Source organism: Blastopirellula marina (genome assembly GCF_002967765.1).
Lineage (GTDB): Bacteria > Planctomycetota > Planctomycetia > Pirellulales > Pirellulaceae > Bremerella > Bremerella marina_A.
Genome location: NZ_PUHY01000012.1, coordinates 179,484 through 198,377, shown reverse-complemented (window position 1 = coordinate 198,377; position 18,894 = coordinate 179,484). Strand labels below are relative to the sequence as shown.

18 protein-coding genes are annotated in these 18,894 nt (G+C 53.7%); 15 read left to right on the top strand and 3 right to left on the bottom strand.

Annotation, left to right across the window (positions count from 1 at the left end; translation table 11 throughout):
• Position 1: 1 nt before the first annotated feature.
• Positions 2-205, bottom strand: coding sequence for a hypothetical protein (locus C5Y83_RS17155; RefSeq protein ID WP_105330993.1), 204 nt, complete (start codon positions 203-205; stop codon positions 2-4).
• A gap of 600 nt (positions 206-805) precedes the next feature.
• On the opposite strand from C5Y83_RS17155, the gene C5Y83_RS17150 reads away from it, so the two are divergent.
• The 15 genes from C5Y83_RS17150 to C5Y83_RS17085 all read left to right on the top strand — a co-directional run bounded on the left by C5Y83_RS17150 (position 806) and on the right by C5Y83_RS17085 (position 15,448).
• Entirely contained in the window at positions 806-1,660 is an 855-nt protein-coding gene (locus tag C5Y83_RS17150; protein WP_199195065.1) for a hypothetical protein, read from the top strand.
• 217 nt (positions 1,661-1,877) lie between these two features.
• Positions 1,878-2,468, top strand: a complete 591-nt coding sequence (locus tag C5Y83_RS17145) for an FHA domain-containing protein (RefSeq protein ID WP_158262393.1) — start codon at positions 1,878-1,880, stop codon at positions 2,466-2,468.
• 112 nt (positions 2,469-2,580) lie between these two features.
• Complete coding sequence (locus C5Y83_RS17140; protein WP_105330991.1) at positions 2,581-4,665, top strand: serine/threonine-protein kinase; 2,085 nt, start codon at positions 2,581-2,583, stop codon at positions 4,663-4,665.
• A 201-nt stretch (positions 4,666-4,866) separates the two neighbouring features.
• Complete coding sequence (locus tag C5Y83_RS17135) at positions 4,867-6,096, top strand: hypothetical protein (protein ID WP_105330990.1); 1,230 nt, start codon at positions 4,867-4,869, stop codon at positions 6,094-6,096.
• Between the two features lie 100 nt (positions 6,097-6,196).
• Entirely contained in the window at positions 6,197-6,853 is a 657-nt protein-coding gene (locus tag C5Y83_RS17130) for an RNA polymerase sigma factor (protein ID WP_105330989.1), read from the top strand.
• 105 nt (positions 6,854-6,958) lie between these two features.
• Positions 6,959-7,666 (top strand): AIM24 family protein, encoded by a 708-nt coding sequence (locus C5Y83_RS17125; RefSeq protein ID WP_315850493.1) that lies wholly within the window; start codon positions 6,959-6,961, stop codon positions 7,664-7,666.
• Positions 7,667-7,736: 70 nt separating this feature from the next.
• Complete coding sequence (locus C5Y83_RS17120; RefSeq protein ID WP_233207263.1) at positions 7,737-8,162, top strand: hypothetical protein; 426 nt, start codon at positions 7,737-7,739, stop codon at positions 8,160-8,162.
• Between the two features lie 262 nt (positions 8,163-8,424).
• Positions 8,425-8,604: a hypothetical protein gene (locus C5Y83_RS29150; protein ID WP_146117814.1), complete on the top strand. Its 180-nt coding sequence runs from the start codon at positions 8,425-8,427 to the stop codon at positions 8,602-8,604.
• A 54-nt stretch (positions 8,605-8,658) separates the two neighbouring features.
• Positions 8,659-8,910 (top strand): hypothetical protein, encoded by a 252-nt coding sequence (locus C5Y83_RS17115; RefSeq protein ID WP_105330987.1) that lies wholly within the window; start codon positions 8,659-8,661, stop codon positions 8,908-8,910.
• A 61-nt stretch (positions 8,911-8,971) separates the two neighbouring features.
• Positions 8,972-9,169, top strand: a complete 198-nt coding sequence (locus C5Y83_RS17110) for a hypothetical protein (RefSeq protein ID WP_105330986.1) — start codon at positions 8,972-8,974, stop codon at positions 9,167-9,169.
• 364 nt (positions 9,170-9,533) lie between these two features.
• Positions 9,534-10,553 carry a PRC-barrel domain-containing protein gene (locus C5Y83_RS17105; protein ID WP_158262392.1) on the top strand — a complete coding sequence of 340 codons (1,020 nt, stop codon included), beginning with the start codon at positions 9,534-9,536 and terminating at the stop codon, positions 10,551-10,553.
• Between the two features lie 195 nt (positions 10,554-10,748).
• Positions 10,749-10,946, top strand: coding sequence for a CsbD family protein (locus C5Y83_RS17100; RefSeq protein WP_105330984.1), 198 nt, complete (start codon positions 10,749-10,751; stop codon positions 10,944-10,946).
• A gap of 275 nt (positions 10,947-11,221) precedes the next feature.
• Positions 11,222-13,327: a DUF1549 domain-containing protein gene (locus C5Y83_RS17095; RefSeq protein ID WP_158262391.1), complete on the top strand. Its 2,106-nt coding sequence runs from the start codon at positions 11,222-11,224 to the stop codon at positions 13,325-13,327.
• 47 nt (positions 13,328-13,374) lie between these two features.
• Positions 13,375-14,691 (top strand): DUF1501 domain-containing protein, encoded by a 1,317-nt coding sequence (locus C5Y83_RS17090; protein WP_105330982.1) that lies wholly within the window; start codon positions 13,375-13,377, stop codon positions 14,689-14,691.
• 130 nt (positions 14,692-14,821) lie between these two features.
• Positions 14,822-15,448, top strand: coding sequence for a hypothetical protein (locus tag C5Y83_RS17085; protein ID WP_146117813.1), 627 nt, complete (start codon positions 14,822-14,824; stop codon positions 15,446-15,448).
• Between the two features lie 9 nt (positions 15,449-15,457).
• Here the strand turns inward: C5Y83_RS17085 and ribD are convergent, their stop codons facing one another.
• Positions 15,458-16,567 carry a bifunctional diaminohydroxyphosphoribosylaminopyrimidine deaminase/5-amino-6-(5-phosphoribosylamino)uracil reductase RibD gene (ribD, locus tag C5Y83_RS17080; protein WP_105330980.1) on the bottom strand — a complete coding sequence of 370 codons (1,110 nt, stop codon included), beginning with the start codon at positions 16,565-16,567 and terminating at the stop codon, positions 15,458-15,460.
• A gap of 3 nt (positions 16,568-16,570) precedes the next feature.
• Positions 16,571-18,733: a hypothetical protein gene (locus C5Y83_RS17075; RefSeq protein WP_105330979.1), complete on the bottom strand. Its 2,163-nt coding sequence runs from the start codon at positions 18,731-18,733 to the stop codon at positions 16,571-16,573.
• Positions 18,734-18,894: the final 161 nt, after the last annotated feature.

Here is an 18,894-nt window from a genome sequence, read left to right as displayed (position 1 = left end):
CTCAGCGATTTTTGACCAAGTCTTTACGGGAAGAATTCGGCGAGACGAAATTCGCGTTTTCTTCTTCGAGAATCTCGAGGGCGTGGTCCATCCAATCTGACAACGCGGCGAGCGAATCTTCGGGGAGCTGCTGGAATACCACAAAGTTACCCCGGGGGGTCTTCGATGGTTCATGAACCAGCTTAAATGGCGTCGAGTGATCCATTGAGTATTCTCCTATCCGAGCGAGAAGTCGCACTTCGCGAAGCAACTCGGGTGGTGGACGGTTCTGGTCACATCATGACACCGCAACCGTGGTGCCAAGTTCGCACAAATTCTTAATGGGGCGTCGCGAATCTTTCTTAAAGTGAAAATTACCAATCAGTTGTGGAAATGCAGTTCCTGGTGGATTGCGGTAGGCCGCGGCATCGGTTGTGTGGTCTTCAGGCAGCACCTGCCATTTTCATCACCACATTTTGCATCAACCTGCCATCCTAACTGTCGGAGCAACGCGGCTTGGCCTGCAGTTGAGAACATCAACGTTCGGACCTGATTAAGGGGAGTTGAAGTTACTTCTGCCTGCTGTCTACCCCATTGTGGGTGAAAACAGAAATCTTTCAATTCGAGCTATTTCTGCTCTCGACATGGATCTGACTGACAGCATGTCAAAAAACGGGAAAAAAATCCAAAGATCGGCAAATTCCCTGCGAAGTCCTATTTATGCCTGCAAGTTAACCGCTCGGCCACGGCGGGGTTTTACGATCCGGAAGTCATTGCCGGGCAGGAAAAGTACGAGGGTCATTCCGTTTTTGAAGAGGGTTGAGTCATGATCAAGAAAATCGCATGCACCGGAATTGGTGCCGCCGTGCTGGCAGGATTGGTGTTTGGCACCGATGCGTACAGCTACATCTCGACGACGGCTAGTCGCTTGAGCGACAACGTCAAAAGCAGCGTTCCAGTTGAATTCGAGCTGGATCGAGCTCGCAAGATGATTACGGACCTCACTCCTGAGATTCGTCGCAACATGCATTTGATTGCGAAGGAAGAGGTCGAAGTCGAAAAGCTCCAATCGCGTGTTGGCGATTTAGAAAAGAAGCTAGCATCGAGCAAGTCTGACATTGTCCGCCTGAAAACCGATCTCGATTCTGGAAGCACTTATTTCACCTACGCCGGGCACGAATACTCCCGCGGTGCGGTGCAGACCGATCTCGCCGGACGTTTTGAACGCTTCAAGACTCAGGACGCCACACGCGTAAAGCTGGAAAGCATTCTGCGTGCTCGCCAGCAAGGTTTGGACGCTGCTCGTGCCAAACTCGACGGTATGCTGACGGCTCGTCGCCAATTGGAAGTCGACGTCGAGAATCTGGAAGCGCGTCAGAAGATGGTTGAAGTCGCTCAAACTTCCAGCAAGTTTGCCTTTGACGATAGCCATCTCTCGAAGACCAAGCGTCTGATCGACGAGATCCGAACCCGAATCGACGTGGCGGAACGGATGGTCGATGTCGACGGTGAACTGGCTGGCGAGATCCAACTGGACGAACCAGCCAACACCGACATCGGTGACGAAGTGGCAACCTATTTCGGCCTGGAAGCTGAAGTGGACGAGGAAGAGTTTGCTGAAATTGATACGCAAGCCGCCGAAAAGCTGACCAACCGAATCGAGTTGTCTCAGCTGAACTAGGGCACGGATAGACCCTTGGAAAATCTCCAGCGATCGCCGAGATGGCTACGTTTAGGATGAAAAACGGCAGCCATCTTGGCACGCGCGGGACAAGATTTTCCGGCCGACAACGAACAGCAGTAGGAATCGGGGCTTGTGTGGTAAACTTGGACAGCGAATGCACGAGCAATTTTAAATGTCTGTAGTCGAGCCAAATTTCGCGTATAGAAGAGGGAATGTGAGCGATCGCCTGCAAATGTGGATCGATGGGGTTGGTGGCTACATGTTGCTGCTGGCCAATCGCGTCAACATCGGCCAGGCGATGGCTTCGGCCCAAGTCGATATTCCCATCATGGGCGATATCAGCCGACGTCATGCAGCGATTCGGCGGAGTGGGGATGAATACATCCTGGAACCGCTGGCCGAGGTAAAGGTCAATGATCAACGAGTCGAACGGCCCACGATGCTCAAGCATCGCGATGTCATGACGGTAGGACGCGGGGTTCGGATTCAGTTCACGCAGCCTCATCCACTCAGCACGTCTGCCGTGTTGCGGATCATTAGCCGCCATCGGACCGAACCGGCTTGTGATGGAATCGTGATGCTGGCCGACTCGTTGCTGCTGGGCCCCAAGTCGAATAATCACATCGTTTGCCCTCAGTGGGAACGCGACGTGGTCATTTTCCGAAATGGAGACAAACTGCAACTGCGGTCGAAAACGCCCCTTTATCAAAGTGATTCGACCCAGCCTGCGTCATCGATCAAAATAGGAGAGACGGTCCAAGGAGAAGAGGTGTCGTTTTGCCTGGAACCAATTAGCCGGGCATGACGAGACGTTGCTCGGCTCTGGTCTCCTTTTCCCTTTCTGCCAGTGAGGGAAGTGGAGACAAGAGAAGAGTGGAAAAGATATATCCCATTATTTGTTGGCCAGGGACTAGACCATGAACCAGTCGGCAGCCGCCATATCCCCGGATAACAATCCGGGGGACGATGAAGTCGGCCCTGCGAAACTAGCCATGCCGAAAGAAAGCCCCATGCGGTTTACTTACAAAACCGGTTCCACTCCGCTCGATGGTTACACCATCAAGCGTGGTGTCGGAGCGGGTGGTTTCGGCGAAGTTTATTACGCGACCACCGACGCGGGCAAAGAAGTCGCTCTGAAACATATCCAGCGAAATCTGGATATCGAAATGCGAGGTGCCAAGCATTGCTTGAATCTAAAGCACCCGCACTTGGTTTCGCTGTTCGATATTCGCTACGACAGCGAAGGCGAGGGCTGGATTGTCATGGAGTTCGTCCATGGCGATAGCCTGCAAGACGTCGTCGAACGCAACCCGAACGGCATGCCGCGGGAAGAAGCGTTGTCGTGGTTCAAAGCGATTGCTTCAGCGGTTAACTATCTCCATGACCATGGAATTGTTCACCGTGACTTGAAGCCAGGCAACATCTTCAACGACCAGGGAACCGTCAAGATCGGTGACTATGGGCTATCGAAGTTTATTTCGGTCAGTCGCCGAAGTGGCCAGACTGAAAGTGTGGGCACGTTTCACTACATGGCTCCGGAGATCGGCAAAGGACGTTACGGTCGCGAGATCGATGTCTACGCTCTGGGGATCATCCTGTTCGAGATGCTCACTGGCCGTGTGCCCTTTGAAGGGGAAAGCAGCCAAGAGATTATCATGAAACACCTGACGGCCAGCCCAGATCTCGGGAACTTGGGTGAGCCGTTCCGATCGGTGGTTGCCTCGGCGCTGCATAAGGATCCAGAAAAACGAACGAGTTCCGCCGAAGAGATGCTACAACAACTCGGCTTGAAAGAGACCGATGGCTACGTGGCGACTTTGGCCAGCCATCGTCCAACCGATTCGCAGCGATCCAGCGCGACACCGGCTCCTGAGCCGAAGCCAGAACCGGTTTACGTGGCCAGCGCTGTTGACGAACCCGAGGTGGTTGCCGAGTTGGAGCCAGCCGCAAAGGGAACGTTTGACGACGAACCGATCGCGCAAGCGATGGGCAACGCGCAGCAGCGTTTCATGCGGTGGTGGAATCATAACGCCACCAGCATGCCGGTGAAAATCATCGTCTTGGTCGCCGTTGCCTTTGGTGTGATCACCAATTTGCATTTCATTTTGCCGATTGGAATCATGCTGGGCGTATTCTATTTGGCGTATCTGTTTATTCGCTTGTTGATGGGGGTCTTTAAGGACGAAGAGACCAGTAGCGGTAATCCCCAATCAAGAAGCGGGTCCAGCGGTCGGTACCATCCCGAGGCGATGAAGCGAAAGCATCGAGCTGCCGAGAACGGGGCTTGGAAGCCTAAGCGAAAAGATCGAGAACGGGCCGCGTTGGCTACCCGCTCGACCCGTCGGCGTGTCCAGGAATTAACGGGCTCGCTGATTGCCAGCGGTTTGACGGCCGTGGTGGTATCGTCTGTCTTGCTGTTGATTACCGCCGGCGAGAAGGCGTTCACCAGCTCGGCGATTTTAACCTATGGTCCCTCATTTGTATTCTTCACTGGTGTGACCGTGTTGGCATCGTGGAGCGTGATGATCACCGCCAAGTTCTGGGAGAACCGTGGTGGAGAGCATGCCCGACGCCGATTGGTGATGGCCATGCTAGGGGCTGGTATTGGGATATTGGCCTGGGCCGCATCGCTGATGATGTTCCCGCATTCGCTTCCCGTTGAGAGTGTTACCGGCGGCTGGTTAACCTTGGGCGAGCCGGCGACCGTGGGAGGGATGATGCTCTTCTTTGGTCTGACTTTCCTGGTGCCATGCTGGTGGAAGCTTGCTGATCCGCTACGAAGTAATTGGCTTAGCCCAGCGACCATCGGCGTGTACGTTGCCTGGGCAGCGCTGTTGTCGATCTTCTGGCCGTTCGTTCAGCCTTGTGGCGTGATGCTGATCGGAGCGATCGCGACCACGATTCAATTCTCCTCTCCTTGGCTGAACCAGGAACGCCGTGACGAGGCCCGCAAGAACTACGAACAAGCCTTGAAAGAAACGACCGTATCGAACGCCAACTAAGAGCCGTTTGAGATTTAATAGGGAGTCTGCGTTATGGCAGAAACATCGATGAGTTGGATGATGATATTAGGTGGAGCAGCGGTCTTGGGCGTTGGATTGTTGTTGGTGGTCGTTACTATCGCGGCGATTGCCTCGCGCGGACGCCATTAGTCTTCGTTTTAAGCCGAACAGAAACCGGCTCACGGAGTTAAAATTGGAAACATGTACACCTCTGAACCTCATTTGACGGTCGGAACACTACTTCTTGCTATCCTTGGCGTGCTCTTTTTGAGTTCCCTGATGGCGGTTGTTGTTGGTCTTGTTATGGTCAGGACAAAAGCTGGCCGCGTTATCTTGGGGGTCGGTACTTTGGCATTCATGGGCTTGATCGTCCTCGGTCTGGGCTTTGTAATGATCGGTTCGTCACGCACCGAAGTCGCGTCACAATCGACCACCGAAATTCGCTACGACAATCATCGCGTGCCGGCTTCATCGACAGGCGAGATCCCGCTCGATACGACGCAAGAAGCACAACTGAGTACGAAGTCGGGCAAACCGCAGCCTGCAAAGGAAAACGTGGAAGCAGAAGTCGAGGAAATGCCTGAGGAAGTTTCAGAATCCTCGACCCCAGCACGCACACTTAGCTCGGCTTCCGATTTTCCCTATCCTGATATCCGACCGCCGAGCTTTCCTCGTCCGTTTGGTCCTTACGCGTCAGGTAGTGGTCAACGCTATGCGTCTTCTGCCTCCTCCGACCCCAGAGCCGAAATCGAGCGAATGCGCGAACGAGCGATGGGCGGGTTGTACGAACGTCTACATGGTCTGCCTTCGGCCAGTTCGCCCGAAGTTGAAAGTGACGAGGAATCCGCACCGAGCGATCCAATTAGCGAACCGCCCAGCATCATTCCGCCAGGCCGACCAGATTGGGTCGAACAGGCTCCGGTTTGGGAGGACGATGGAACTTGTCTCATAGCCGTTAGCTCCGGACCTTTCGATCGGGGAATGGACTGCCGAAAGTCGCTGGAAAGCGAAACGCGAATTGCCTTAGCGGAGTTCGCCAACGACTACCTGGACAATCCCCAGGCCGCCAAAATGCTAGGCACAAAGCTTGACGAGTTGCAGGAATCGGTCGTCATGGAAACCTATCACGAAGAATTAACACCTTCGATCGGTCCGATGCAGCAATGGCATTCGTTGCTGAAATTCGATACCTCGTTGCAACAGAAACTGCGCGAGTTATGGCAGGCCCAACAACAAGTTAGTCGTGTTGTCTACATTGGGGCCGGGTTTTTCGGATTGTTAGGAATGTTAACTATCTTTTACTTCGGCATGGCATTGACCGGCGAGGGGAGCAAAGTTTCTCCTTGGCTCGTCTCAGCGGGCACGGTCGTCGCTCTGGGAGGTCTTTTCGTCGCAGGCGTGATTTTCGTCCAGTCATTTCCCATGCTATAAATTAGGAAAATCCAGCCGCGGGGTGTCGTGCCCGCGGTGGCGTAACCAAGCGGTTCGCTGATTTCGACTTTCCTACCGGCCCGAAAGGAACGCACTCACCTTGTCTCTATCACGCGTTTCAGAAACAGATGCCTTACTGATTGGTCGCATTCGTGACGGGGAAGAGGACGCCTGGCAGGATTTGATCGACCGATACGAGGGACGCTTACTCGCTTTCGTTGAAAGTCGCTTGCGTCGTCGCGCCCATAGTGAAGACGTCGTTCAAGAGACCTTCATCGGTTTTCTAAATAGCTTGCCGAACTATGATGGTCGTCGTTCGCTGGAAAGCTATCTTTTCGCCATCTGCGCGTATAAACTCACCGATCATTTGCGTCGCGAAGGGCGCCGCCCTACCCTGCCGCTCAGTTCGGCTGGGGCTGGTCGATCGTCGAGTGATACCTGGGAACTTGAAGGCCCTGCCCGCCCTGCTTCCAGCTTGGTTCGCAGTGGCGAACGTCGGACACTCGAAGAAGACGCCCTGGTGGAAGCGATTCGCTCGCAGATTGAATACTGGAAAGAACGAGGCGATTGGGTCAAAGTCCAATGCGTCGAGCTGCTCTTCGTCCGCGGTTGGGCGAATAAAGATGTTGCGACCCATCTGGATATTAGCGAACAACATGTCGCCAATTACAAACACGACTTCACGAATAAATTACGTGGTAGCGTCAAGAATCAACAGCTGTGCGAAGAGGTGTTCCCAGAGCTTTACGCCGGTTAGGCCACGTAGCAATTCGCCAGGCAGATGCATTGAAAGAACGCAGAGTATCGAGGCAAACGGCTACTCATAAGTTCTCTTTTCTACAACGATTGTTCCCAGGGGGAAATGATGTCCACCGTTGAAAACCGTTACACACTACGCGAGTTTGTCGAGCAAACCCAACAACGTGACCGGGGCGAAGGCTTCTTCGAAATGGAGAGCCCCCGCATCCTGGAAGTCAACCTGAAAGGGCAATACGTCTGGACCAAGATGGGATCGATGATCTCATATCTCGGCGGTATGAAGTTCGAACGTGAAGGGGTCTTTGATAAAGGGCTCGGTGGGTTCTTCAAAAAGGCGATCACTGGCGAAGGGGCCCGTCTTACGAAGGTATCTGGAAACGGCAAGCTTTACCTGGCCGATTACGGTAAAAAGATCCAGATCTTGCGTTTGGAAAACCAGGAAATCGTCGTCAATGCGAACGACATCCTCGCATTTGAAAGCAGCGTGACCTGGGATATCAAGATGATGAAACGGATTTCGTCGATGATGGCGGGCGGTCTGTTTCAGATGACCCTTAGTGGCTCTGGCATGGTCGCGATTACCACGCACTATGAACCGTTGACTTTGGTGGTGACGCCTGATCAACCCGTTTATACCGACCCCAATGCCACGGTCGCCTGGAGCGGTACGTTGTCGCCGAACCTGAAGACTGATATTTCTTTCCGCTCGTTGATTGGCCGATCGAGTGGTGAGTCTTTCCAGATGGAGTTCATTGGCAACGGCTTCGTGGTCGTTCAGCCGTTTGAAGAAGTCTACACGGCAGAAGGCTAAGCGCCGTCACCATGTCAACAGCATCCCCTCTCATTGTCCTAGCGGAGAGAGGGGAGAGGAAGAGAGAATCATGCGAGCCCTTACCAACGCCGATCTGGAAGCCTACCTGAACGAAGAACTGGCTGTGGAAGAAGCTAGTGCCGTTGAGGAGCAAATCCGTGACCAGCCTGAGCTGAAAGCGAAACTACTTGAGATTTTGGCGCGACGCGATGCGGGCGTGCATAGCTTAGGCGAGATTTGGCGTCGGCATCGCATTACCTGTCCGACGCGGCCACAACTCCAGCAATATCTGTTGGGAGTGATGCCAGCGCAAGAGGAAGTGAATTACATCTCGTTTCACCTCGAGCAAGTTGGCTGCCGTATTTGCTCCGCGAACTTGGCCGACTTGATTAAAGCCTCGGAAGAATCCGAACAGTCTGCCAGCGATGAGCAGCAAACGACCCGCCGGCGGAAGTATTTCCAGTCCAGCGTGGGGCGTTTACGCAAAGAAGACTGACGGTCAAATTCTGTTCGCGCGGCGTTCTGGCTGAGCGACTTCCAACCGCCAACCGGTCAATAACTGGAGCCCAGCCCAGGCCCTTCTTGGATCGCCCGCCCGAAAGGCTGCGACATTATTGTTCGGGATTCGCCCTATCTGTTTATCTGAAAGGGGTTTACGCGCGCTTATTGAACTTGGATCGCAATTCCTGGCACGGAGCTTGCTGTTACGTCCGATTCGAGTAGATATTCCTATACCTCTAGCCAAATCAGGTGGAACGATGAATTGGCGCCGCACTTCTGGAACGTTTTCGATTATGGGATTAGCCGCCGTCGGCGGATTGCTTCACGCCGGATGTCATCCACCCGCAGTGAACTCGGAACAAGATGCTCCCGTGACAGCACCCGAAGAGACTCCTGAAACACCCGAAAACGAGCCTGCGGAGCCAAAGCCATCGTAAGCGAGGTATGGGGCGAAGAACCCATTCTCTTCAAGCACATAAAGGTCTTCGATCATGAGCAGCGCCCCCCTGCATCGTTCGACAAAGTCCGCCGGTCTGAGTGCCACGCTCGTGCAACCTCCTCTGCCGGACGGATCGTTCATGGTGCCTATGAATGATCCGGTTGATGCGATTCATTCGGAGCGGCAGCCGGAACGAGCAGTCAATCGTCATCGTGAAATGGTGATGCTTGACCGTCTCTTTTGGACGTCGATCGCACTGCTCATTGTCGTTGCGATTGCATTGAAAGTATGGGTTTTATTGTAAGGACAAGTTTTGCCTCGTGCTTGTCTGGCTGTCCGTTAGAAAAATCAATTAGGGATTCACTATGTCGACCATTATCAGTCCTTCCGCCGATCCCGAAGTATCGGAAGAAACCACCGCAACCATGGGAGCCTCGACGAAACGGCTTGAGGACCACACTGTGAAAGAGCTTCGCGAACTGGCGAGCCGACTTGGTATTCGTGGACGTAGCAAGATCATGCACAAAGAAGAATTAGTGAGCATCATTCGTCGCCGTTGGTAACGCCTAAGCCCCCTTGCCTCCATCATGCTGAAAAGAGCCTGGTTGTCGAACGACCAGGCTCTTTTTCTTTGTGGTTCTCAGGAAGTCAGCCAATGGCTAACCGGCACGCTGCAGAATCAATTTGGCACTGAAAAACACGGCATTCATCACGATCTTCTACCAAAGGCATTCTTTTTTCTAATCACTGGAACGGCACATGCGTAAGTGATTTTCCGTTGGTCACCATTGCTTCAGCAAAATGCTTAAGCAGTTCGTTCCACACCGAAGTGATCAACAACAACAGCCCATGTCGCGTTTTGGTGTTGAGGCAGAGCCGCCCGCGACGATTACGAGTCTGCCCAGTGAAGGTTCAAGGAGAGGTTTTATGTTACGCAGAATGCCCGCAGCCGCAGCCGCTGCTTTGATGGCCGCTGGATGCGTCACCTCACTAGTTCATGCCGACGATACACCCGTTAAAGACGATTCCAATGTTCATGTCGACGTGAAGAAACCAGTCGTTTCGGATCGCTTGAAAGCGGATGTCAAAACAACCGATCAGCAATCGATGTCGCTCGCCCGCCGAGCCAGCACCATTCAAGGAATGACCATTCAGAATGAAGCTGGAAAAGATTTGGGTGCGGTTCGCGATCTCGTGATCGATACCGATCGTGGCCAAGTGAAATATGTCGCCGTCTCGTACGGTGGCTTCCTGGGGCTTGGCTCGAAACTATATGCCGTGCCGTTCCAGGCCTTCAAGTTCCAAGCTTCCGCGCAAGGCAGCGACGATGTCCTGCTTCTAAATTTGGACGAGGAAATGCTACGCAAGGCGCCTAGCTTCGACTCGGACAACTGGCCGAACATGGCTTCGGAGGCTTTCACGACGGCTATCGATAAACATTATGGTGAACGTGACCGCGGTTTGAATATTCAGGCCGGTCCCGTCGGTATTAATGTCGACGTCGATCGTAAGACGCCTGCCGAGCAACCTTCCAACCCGAACGCTGTTTACCGAGCTGCCGACTTGATCGGTATGGCTATCGTGAATGAAGCGGATGAGAAAGTTGGCAAGATCAACGATCTTATGATCGATACCTCGAACGGTCGCGTTCGTTACGCCGCAATGTCGGTTGGGGGACTGGCTGGGATTGGCGATAGTTTGTACGCCGTCGCTTGGAACAGTTTCCGAATGAAGCATGACGCGGACGACGACGTAAGCGAACTGGTTTTGAATATCGACCCAGAAACGTTGGAAGACGTGAAAGGCTTCAACCAACAGAATTGGCCACAAGAAGCGAACGCTCATATCGGAACGACAACACTGAAGGTCGAAGATGACCGACCGGAAGTGGATGCCAACATCAATGTCCCTGGTGTGAGTGTCGACGTGGACACGAAAGACAACTAGTACAGGAAGTCTCAGGTGGTTGATGGAGTGACGCTTCGCGTAGGAGCAAGAACTTTTAACCACACCTGAGATGGATTGCGAAGTGGTTGTTGGGCCAACGCCTTGGGGGAGACGTTCTTAGGAACACTTTCCCCCGAGGCTTGGCTTAATTTTTTTGATACCCCCTCACTACTTCATTCAGTCAGGAGTCCAATCATGAATTGGGACACCATTAAAGGAAACTGGAAAGAGTTTCGCGGTAACGTGCGTCAGCAGTGGGGCAAACTGACCGATGACGACATGGAAGTGATCGCCGGCAAGCGAGATGAACTGGTTGGCAAGATTCAACAGCGATATGGCGTAGCCAAAGAGGAAGCTGAGCGACAGATCGACCAATTTCGGAATGCTTTGTAAGAGCAGATAGCGAAAAGCGGAATAGCACCAAGAGCCTTGGATTGTCCCTCGCAGTCCAAGGCTCTTGGTGATTTACGGCGACTTTACCGTGTCGCTAGCAGGCGGGGCGTAGTTTAGCGGTGACAAAATCGCCGTTACAGCATGACGTAACAAATCTTCTATGCTTTTAGATTGACGTTACTTTTCTTTTTTCCTTACATTGGGGGTCTGCCTACCGTTCTCCCTTTCTGTGGAGACGCTCAAACACTTGCCTCTCATCCAGGGAAAGTATGCCCATGCGACTGGTACCTTCGGGCTTTGTGGTGCAATCATGCATGGCTTTGCTGTTGTTGACGGCTGCTTCGTCAGGGCGCGCTGCTGATTCGATTAACACCCAGCCGCTGCCGGGTGTGTTATTGGATGATCTCGATGCTGAGATCGAAGGTCCCTGGCAAAAGTCGCAGCATTCGAAACCGTATGTGGGTGAGGGCTATATCCACAGCGGCAAGTCGGATGATCCAGTCAGCCGCGAGGCCAAACGTGTTACGTTCCGAAAGAAGCTTCCTAAGTCGGGTGCCTATCATGTTTACCTGGCTTACAACGCAGGTGGCAACCGAGCGAAAAAAGCACCGGTTGTAATCCAACATGCCAAAGGGGAAGCTCAGCTGAAGGTCAACCAGCGTACACAGCCCAAAGGGCCGTTGGTCTTCCATCTGTTAGGTGAGTTCGACTTCCAATCCGAGCAAGATGCCGTCGTTACGATTTCTGATAATGAAGCAGATGGAATTGTGATCGTCGACGCACTCCTCTTCGTCCCGAAGAGCCAAGTTGCGAAGCTGGAAGCTGCAGAAAAGAAGGCCAGCGAACCTGAGCAGGAAATCGCTCCTGAATTTGTGCGGGCTGAACTTGATTCGCAACATGCTTTAACCTCGAAAGAACTCGACGCACTGATCGTCAGCGACGCTCATCTCAATAAGACGACGTCGATCATCGATGACGAAACTTTCTTGCGACGGGCAACGATTGATGTCATCGGACGCATTCCAACTGAAGAGGAGCGTACCGAATTCCTGCAAGATACAAACCCAGCAAAACGGTCGTTGTTGGTCGATCGCTTGTTGGCCAGCCCGGAGTTCGGGCAGAATTGGGCGACTTATTGGAGCGATGTCTTTAGTTATCGAATCCCTCAGCCAGAGTTGACTTACTTGGATTACCAGGTTTTTCAAGATTGGATGGCCGAGCAACTGAATCAAGGAATGGGCTGGGACGAAGTCACTTATCGCATTCTGACGGCGACTGGCAAAGTGGGTGATAACCCGCCAGCTTTCTTTGTTGGTTACCACCAAGCGAGTACCTCTCGACTTGCAGGCGAAACGACACGGATTTTCCTCGGTACGCAGATCCAATGTGCCGAGTGTCACGATCACCCTTTCGTTGACATTCCACAGGAACGCTTCCATCAGATGGCCGCTTTCTTCGTGCGTTCTAGCTCGAAGCTTCCTTGGAACGACAGCAGTGAGATCATCGTCAGCAGCAAGGAATCAGGCGAGCACAAGCTGCCGGAAACGAGCCGTGTGATGTTGCCAACCGTTTTCAGCGGCGATCCACTTCCCAAGGGGACCAGCGACGTGAAGCGTCGTGTGCAGCTGGCCCAGTGGGTGACGAGCCCCGAAAACGAAATGTTCACCAAGGCCTACGCAAACCGTATCTGGGAACGTTTGATGGATTCACCCTTTTGCGATCCGATTGACGAAATCACCGCCGAGGCCGGCTATCCCAGCTTGCCCTCCATTCATGATGCCGTCGCTGGTCATTTCGCGGCGAACGATTACGACGCCAAATCGTTGTTCCGGTTGATCCTAAACACCAAAGCCTATCAGCGTCAGCTTGATGCCGATGATCAAGTGGTCGGCCAGTTGGCTTCTGCCGAATTCCGGAAGATGCGGGGAGATGTTGTCTTCAAGTCGCTTGCGGTCGCAATTGACCTGCCGAATCAGGAAGGCAAGCCAACCGAACCGACCGATGCGATTCGCTTTCCGCCGCCACCCAAGAGCACGCTTGACCTGGTGAACGAGGTGTTTGGCTACGACCCATCTCTCGGCAAAGATTTTCGACCACAGACGATGCAGCAGGCCATGTTCATGATGAACAATCGACAGCTGCAATCGCAGATTCGTGCCGAAGGGGATCAGAAGACCAAGTTGGCGAAGCTGCTCGACGAGTCACCAGACGATCGCCAAGCTATTCAACGGCTATATGTGAATGTCCTCGGACGCGCGCCCAATGAGCAAGAGTTGGATGTAGCGTACGACTATGTTCAAGAAATCGATTCGAGAAGTGAAGCCTTTGAAGATCTTCTCTGGGCGTTGTTAAACACTGCGGAATTCACCACGCGTCGTTAAGCCGCACGAAACCTGCCGAGCTCCCTCATCCTGCCAAGGAATCTACGATGATTCGACCTTTTTGGAATTTAGCGACCCGAGATGGTCACGTTTCGCAGCGTCGCGGATTTCTTAAACAGCTTGTGACTGCCTCCGCCGCCGGTGCGGTCGGATTGTCGTGGCGGGATATGATGATCGCACGTGCCAGCGAACTTCGCAAAACTGGCAAGTCGATGATTTTGCTGTGGATGGATGGCGGGCCGAGCCAGTTCGAGACGTTCAACCCGAAGATCGGTTCCAAATACCAAGGCCCAGCTAAGTCGATCCCGACTTCCCTACCTGGCGTGCACATTGCCGAGCATCTGCCGCATACCGCGAAGATGATGCACAAGATTGCATGTATTCGTTCCATGCAAAGTCCTGAACGGGATCACTTCCGCGCGATCAAGCTGGTCCGCAGTGGCTATCCGATTAACCCTTCGATCCAATATCCGACTTGGGGGAGCGTGGTGGCTCGCGAGCGATTCGATCCAACCTATGACTTGCCTGCGTTCGTGCGGATTGGTAAGCCCCGCATCACGACACGCGACATCAACAGCGGTGTGCTTGGGCCAAAGTTTGAATCGTTCAAGATTGAACGGGCGGGAAGCTTGCCTGAGGATGTCCTGACCACGGTTCCCGAAGAACGCCTCAAACGGCGGTTGAGTCTGGCGGCCCGGCTCGATTCGCAATTCGCGACCAGCGGCGGCAGCGAGCGAGTTCACGAGAAGCAAGCGATCTATGAGCAAACACAGCGGTTTGTGCTCAGCCCAAAGCTCGAAGCATTTCGCTTGGATAGCGAACCCGATAGCATCCGTGATTCGTATGGACGCACCGATTTCGGTCAGGGGTGTTTGCTGGCTCGTCGTCTGGTCGAAACCGGTGTCAGCTTTGTCGAAGTCTTCAGCACCGGCAACGTCAGCGACCAGGGTTGGGACACACACAAGCATGGCTGGAACGAGAATCCGAAACTGGCTGGCGATATCGATCAAGGCTACGCTGCGCTGCTGCAAGACCTTGATCAACGCGGCATGCTAGAAGACACATTGGTTGTCTGGATGGGGGAATTTGGACGGACACCCAAGTTCAAGCCTGACGGTGGTCGCGAGCATTACTCCGATGGCTGGATTACGTGCCTTTCGGGCGGTGGTGTGAACATGGGTCAAGTGATCGGAGCGACCGACAAAGAAGGTGTCAGCGTTTCAGATCGGCCAGTTGGTGTGCAGGATCTGTTCGTGACTTTCTGCCAGGTGCTGGGAATGAACCCACATGACGAATACGTGACCGACCAAGACCAACCATTGGCACTGGTCAAAGGTGGCGAGCTGATTCACGAATTGTTCTAAGAAGCAAGCTGGTGAAACTTGAAGGTTGGGATGAACTTCAATCATACTTGATGGGAGTTCGTGGCCGTTTTGATGGAATCAGATGGTCCGTAGCTTCCCCTCTCTTTATTCACCTTAGGTTTGGTTTCTCGTGCCCTTCTTTCAGTACCGGAACGACCTCACAAAATGTCGTTTGTGCGGCCGAGAAACAGACGCAAGTTCATTTGAGTTCGAGTGCTTCTCGCTTAACAAAAAGCATCCGTTCTATAAATTTGCGGGATCGGCTGTTCATTACGATTGTTTACTCGACGCGCCAGAGGCTTCCGCGTTTATTGAGTTTTATCTGGCTAAGCTGGACGATGTCTTTCTTGAGTCGTATTGGATTTTGACATCGGTAGGCGACGAATTCGAAGATAGTTTCGATAGTACGCTCTGTGAATGCGAACCACCTCGCTACGACCGTCAGGAATTAATCGACCATCTGTTGGCAAGTCCTGCCTGTCGTCTTGATGACAAACACGGCAATGGTCGCCTTCTCTGGGAGTCAAAGGGGGAAGCAATCGAGTATGACATTCCGGACACGGACTCATGGACGGGGATCGGTATTGCTGTGCAATGCTCACCCGGGTCGTTCGTTCCACAGTTTCGTCATATCAATCAGCGGTTTGAACGTGTGTTTCTGCACAATCAGGATTGTGCCATCTTTACGCCCAACCACTTCGAAGCCGTTTACGTGAATCCTCGATTAATAACGCTTCAATCGCAACTCGGTGCTTAAGCAGAGAAGTTAGAAGCCGGTGAAGCCATGCAGGCAGATAGTATTGCCGAACGAGCGTATCTCCGTCTCGGCTAAGGGGGTGGCGTCTTCCATATTGCGAATCCCTTGGCCGCCGATCGGGCTGATGGCATCTCTTCCGCCGGCGATTTTGGGGGCGATGAACGAAAAGACTTCGTTGATTTGGCGCTCATCCCACATGAGACCAAGAAGCTGACTGCCTCCTTCGACCAGGATATTCGTCATGCCGCGATTGGCGAGCTCGATAAGAAGTGCATCAAGCCGGGATGCATGATCGTTGCCTTCGCAGAGGATCAAATCACATCCGGCGTGCTGCAACCGTTCAAGGCGTTCTGATCGGGCTGAAGTCGATGCGGCGACGATAACCGGTGCCTGATCGATGGTCTCGATCACGCGGCTTGATTCGTTAAGCGAAGCTTGGCTGTCGAAGATGATTCGGGCTGCCGTTCGTGGGCCAGGGGGGCGAGTGGTCAAGAGTGGATCGTCTAGCTTCGCGGTGCCGCTGCCGACCATTACGCCGTCGCACCAGCCACGAATCCGATGGACTTCGGCCCGCGCTTCTTCGCTGCTGATCCACTTGCTGCTACCGTTGGCGGTGGCCAGTTTACCGTCGAGAGTCATCGCCCACTTGGCAATGATCCATGGCTTGCCCTGGCGTTGTCGCTTGAGGTAAGGGGCGTTGATCCTTTCGGCCTCTTTGCCGCAAACACCAACGTTGACCTCAATTCCAGCGGCGGAGAGAATCTGCAGACCACCTCCCTGCACTTTGGGAAAAGGATCTTGCATGGCGACAACCACCCGGGCAGGTTTCGCCGCCAGCAATGCATCGGTACATGGTGGCGTTTTCCCGTGATGACAACACGGTTCTAACGTGACATAGACCGTGCTGCCTTCCAGTGAAGCGCTTCCGCAATTCGCCAGGGCATTTCTTTCAGCGTGGGGACCACCAAACTTTTCGTGATACCCCTCACCGATCACCTGACCTTCTTTCACGATAACGCAGCCAACCATGGGATTCGGTTCGACATGGCCGCGCCCCTGCTCGGCGAGCTGAAGGGCGCGATTCATGAAAGACTGATCGTCGTCGCGAAGGGAGGACATTGCTTAGTCCATTCCTGGAAGCCACAAGCCCGACTTCTTCTCCTCCGCCGGGGGAGCAGCTTGTGGCGGAGCTGCTGGAGGTGGACCGCCGGCACCTGGAGTCCATAGGCCTGGCGATTGCTCCGGGGCAGGAGCTGCCGGAGGAGCACCTTGTGGCATGCCTGCCATGCGACCATCTGGCGTAATCAAGCCAAATCGCTGCAAGACACCGAACAAGGCTTGAGCAGTGTTCGGTTCCTGAGCGTACTTCGACATCAGCACCTGCATCAATTGCTGGGCTTCCGCCATTTCGCGTCGTTCGAACCGCATGGATAGCTCGGCAACCATCCACAGCCCTGGCGACTGTCCTTGCTGAATGGCTTCGTTTTGGGCCAACTTCAAATAGCCGAGTGCTTCGTCACCGTCGGCGGCGGTGCGTGCGAGCTCGCCGTAAAGCTGCGATCGATCAATCTGTTCCTGCAGCGATTCGCGACTGAGCAGTTCCTTCGCCAGGATTTCGACAGCCTTGTTCAGGCCACGGATCACGCTGCGACCGTAGGCGTGAATTAAATCTTCGTCCGAGAGCTTGTCGGCTGGCAGGCGGTGCAGACGCGTGATCGGAACCGATAGGACATCGAGGTCGTCTGTAGAAAGCATGTCGGCGCCAGGCAAGTTCAGCTTCTTACGCAGCTCGCTGAAGTCGAACTTCCATTTCTCTTGCTGAGCAACCATCTCTAAGGTCAGCACCTCGGCAGCGAGTGGCAATCGAAGTTCCGAATCTTGCGATGCGGCCAGCGGCGTCTTTCCGCCGAGCGTCTTAAGCGGGAACTCAATCCATTGTTCCAGCATGACTAGACGGCGTTTTTCGGCCATCAGCGTGGCACGCTTCTCTGGCGTGATATCGTCCGGCAGACGCCACTGCCAGTTCATCAAATCTTGCAAAGCGTAGATGCGGCCTTGCGGTGATTCCTCGACGGTTGGGTCGATTGTGTCACCACAGATCTCTTGCAGCGTGGCAATTGCTTGATCGAATAGCGGACCCTTGGCGGAAGTGAATTCAATTCGTGCGGGACGATCAGTCTCTTTGCCGTAAACCAGGACTTCGCCTAGAACGCTCGAAACGTTGTCGAGTGTTAATTCTGCGGCAGACGCAATGCGTGGCTTGTCCAGCAGCAAGTAGGCTGCACGCGGTGGAGGCGAATCCTCCGTGCCTAGCTGCGAAAGGTCGACCGGCAGGTGCTCGGCACGTTCGTCGACGCGTAGCTTTTCGAGCAGCTGCTCCATCTCTTTGATGGGCATCGAGGCAGCGACCACGTCGATCTGTTCTTCGTCCTGCTCACTGAGCGACTTGGCGAGGGCTTCTGCTTCGGCGGCTGTTTCAAAGTCAAGCCGCTGTTCGGCCACGGCAAACGTATGCAGCGTTTTGGCAGCGGTTTCGTCCTGGGCCAAGCTGAACTGAAGAGCTGCGATATTTTCCAAGATGGCTGGATTACGTGGTGCGCCTGCTCGCAATTCGTCAAACTGAGCAAGAGCTTTTCGCCACAAGCCTTGCGTGGCATCTTTCAGGGCGGTGTTGAATTCGTCCTTGCGAGGGAAGTCGGCTGGGCATTCGACGAAGGAGAGATCTTGCTTCAAGAAGATTGGGATCTCCGGAGCATGATTCATCCGCATCAACATTTGCATTGGCGTGTTGTCGTCGTCCTGAGCCAGGTTCGACTGCAGCGTGAAGTGAGCCCGCGCGGCGAGTACTTTGCCAGTCATCAGCAACATCTGGCCTACGACACCGAAGGCATCGTACAGCGATGGATGGAGATTAACTTCGGTCTTCTCGAGCGCTGTTTGCAACTCGCCGATTGCTTCATCCCCTTTGCCTAGGGAAGCTTCTAAGGTCGCTTTCAAGGCATGGGCCGAAGGCAATTCTGGATGCTTTTCCAGAAACAAGTTGATCGCTTCTTCCGCTTTGTGTTCATCCGAAAGCTGAAGATTCAGAATGGCGTTGTAGAACAGCGGTACCGAGTGATCTGGGTACTTCTCGAGCAGCTTTTTCACAAAGTCGAGGCACGCCACGCGCTGATCGCCTTGCAGCAGGCGCTCGATCTTTTCGATATCGCCGACCATGTCGGGGCAATGAAACTTGATCTTCTTGTTGGTGCCGCAAGGTGGATAGGAATAAGCGTCGATAGTCATGCCGACTTCCGTATGTGGTTTCTGGGGTTTGGTCGCGAAGTTGGTATTTGAATTTCTGCCTATCAGGCAGAGCGAGTCGTCGTAAAACCCGGATGGTAACAAATTAATGGCATTCTGACGAGCAGCTTTATGGTGGGAATCGCCCCGCTGGAAAGAGGCGT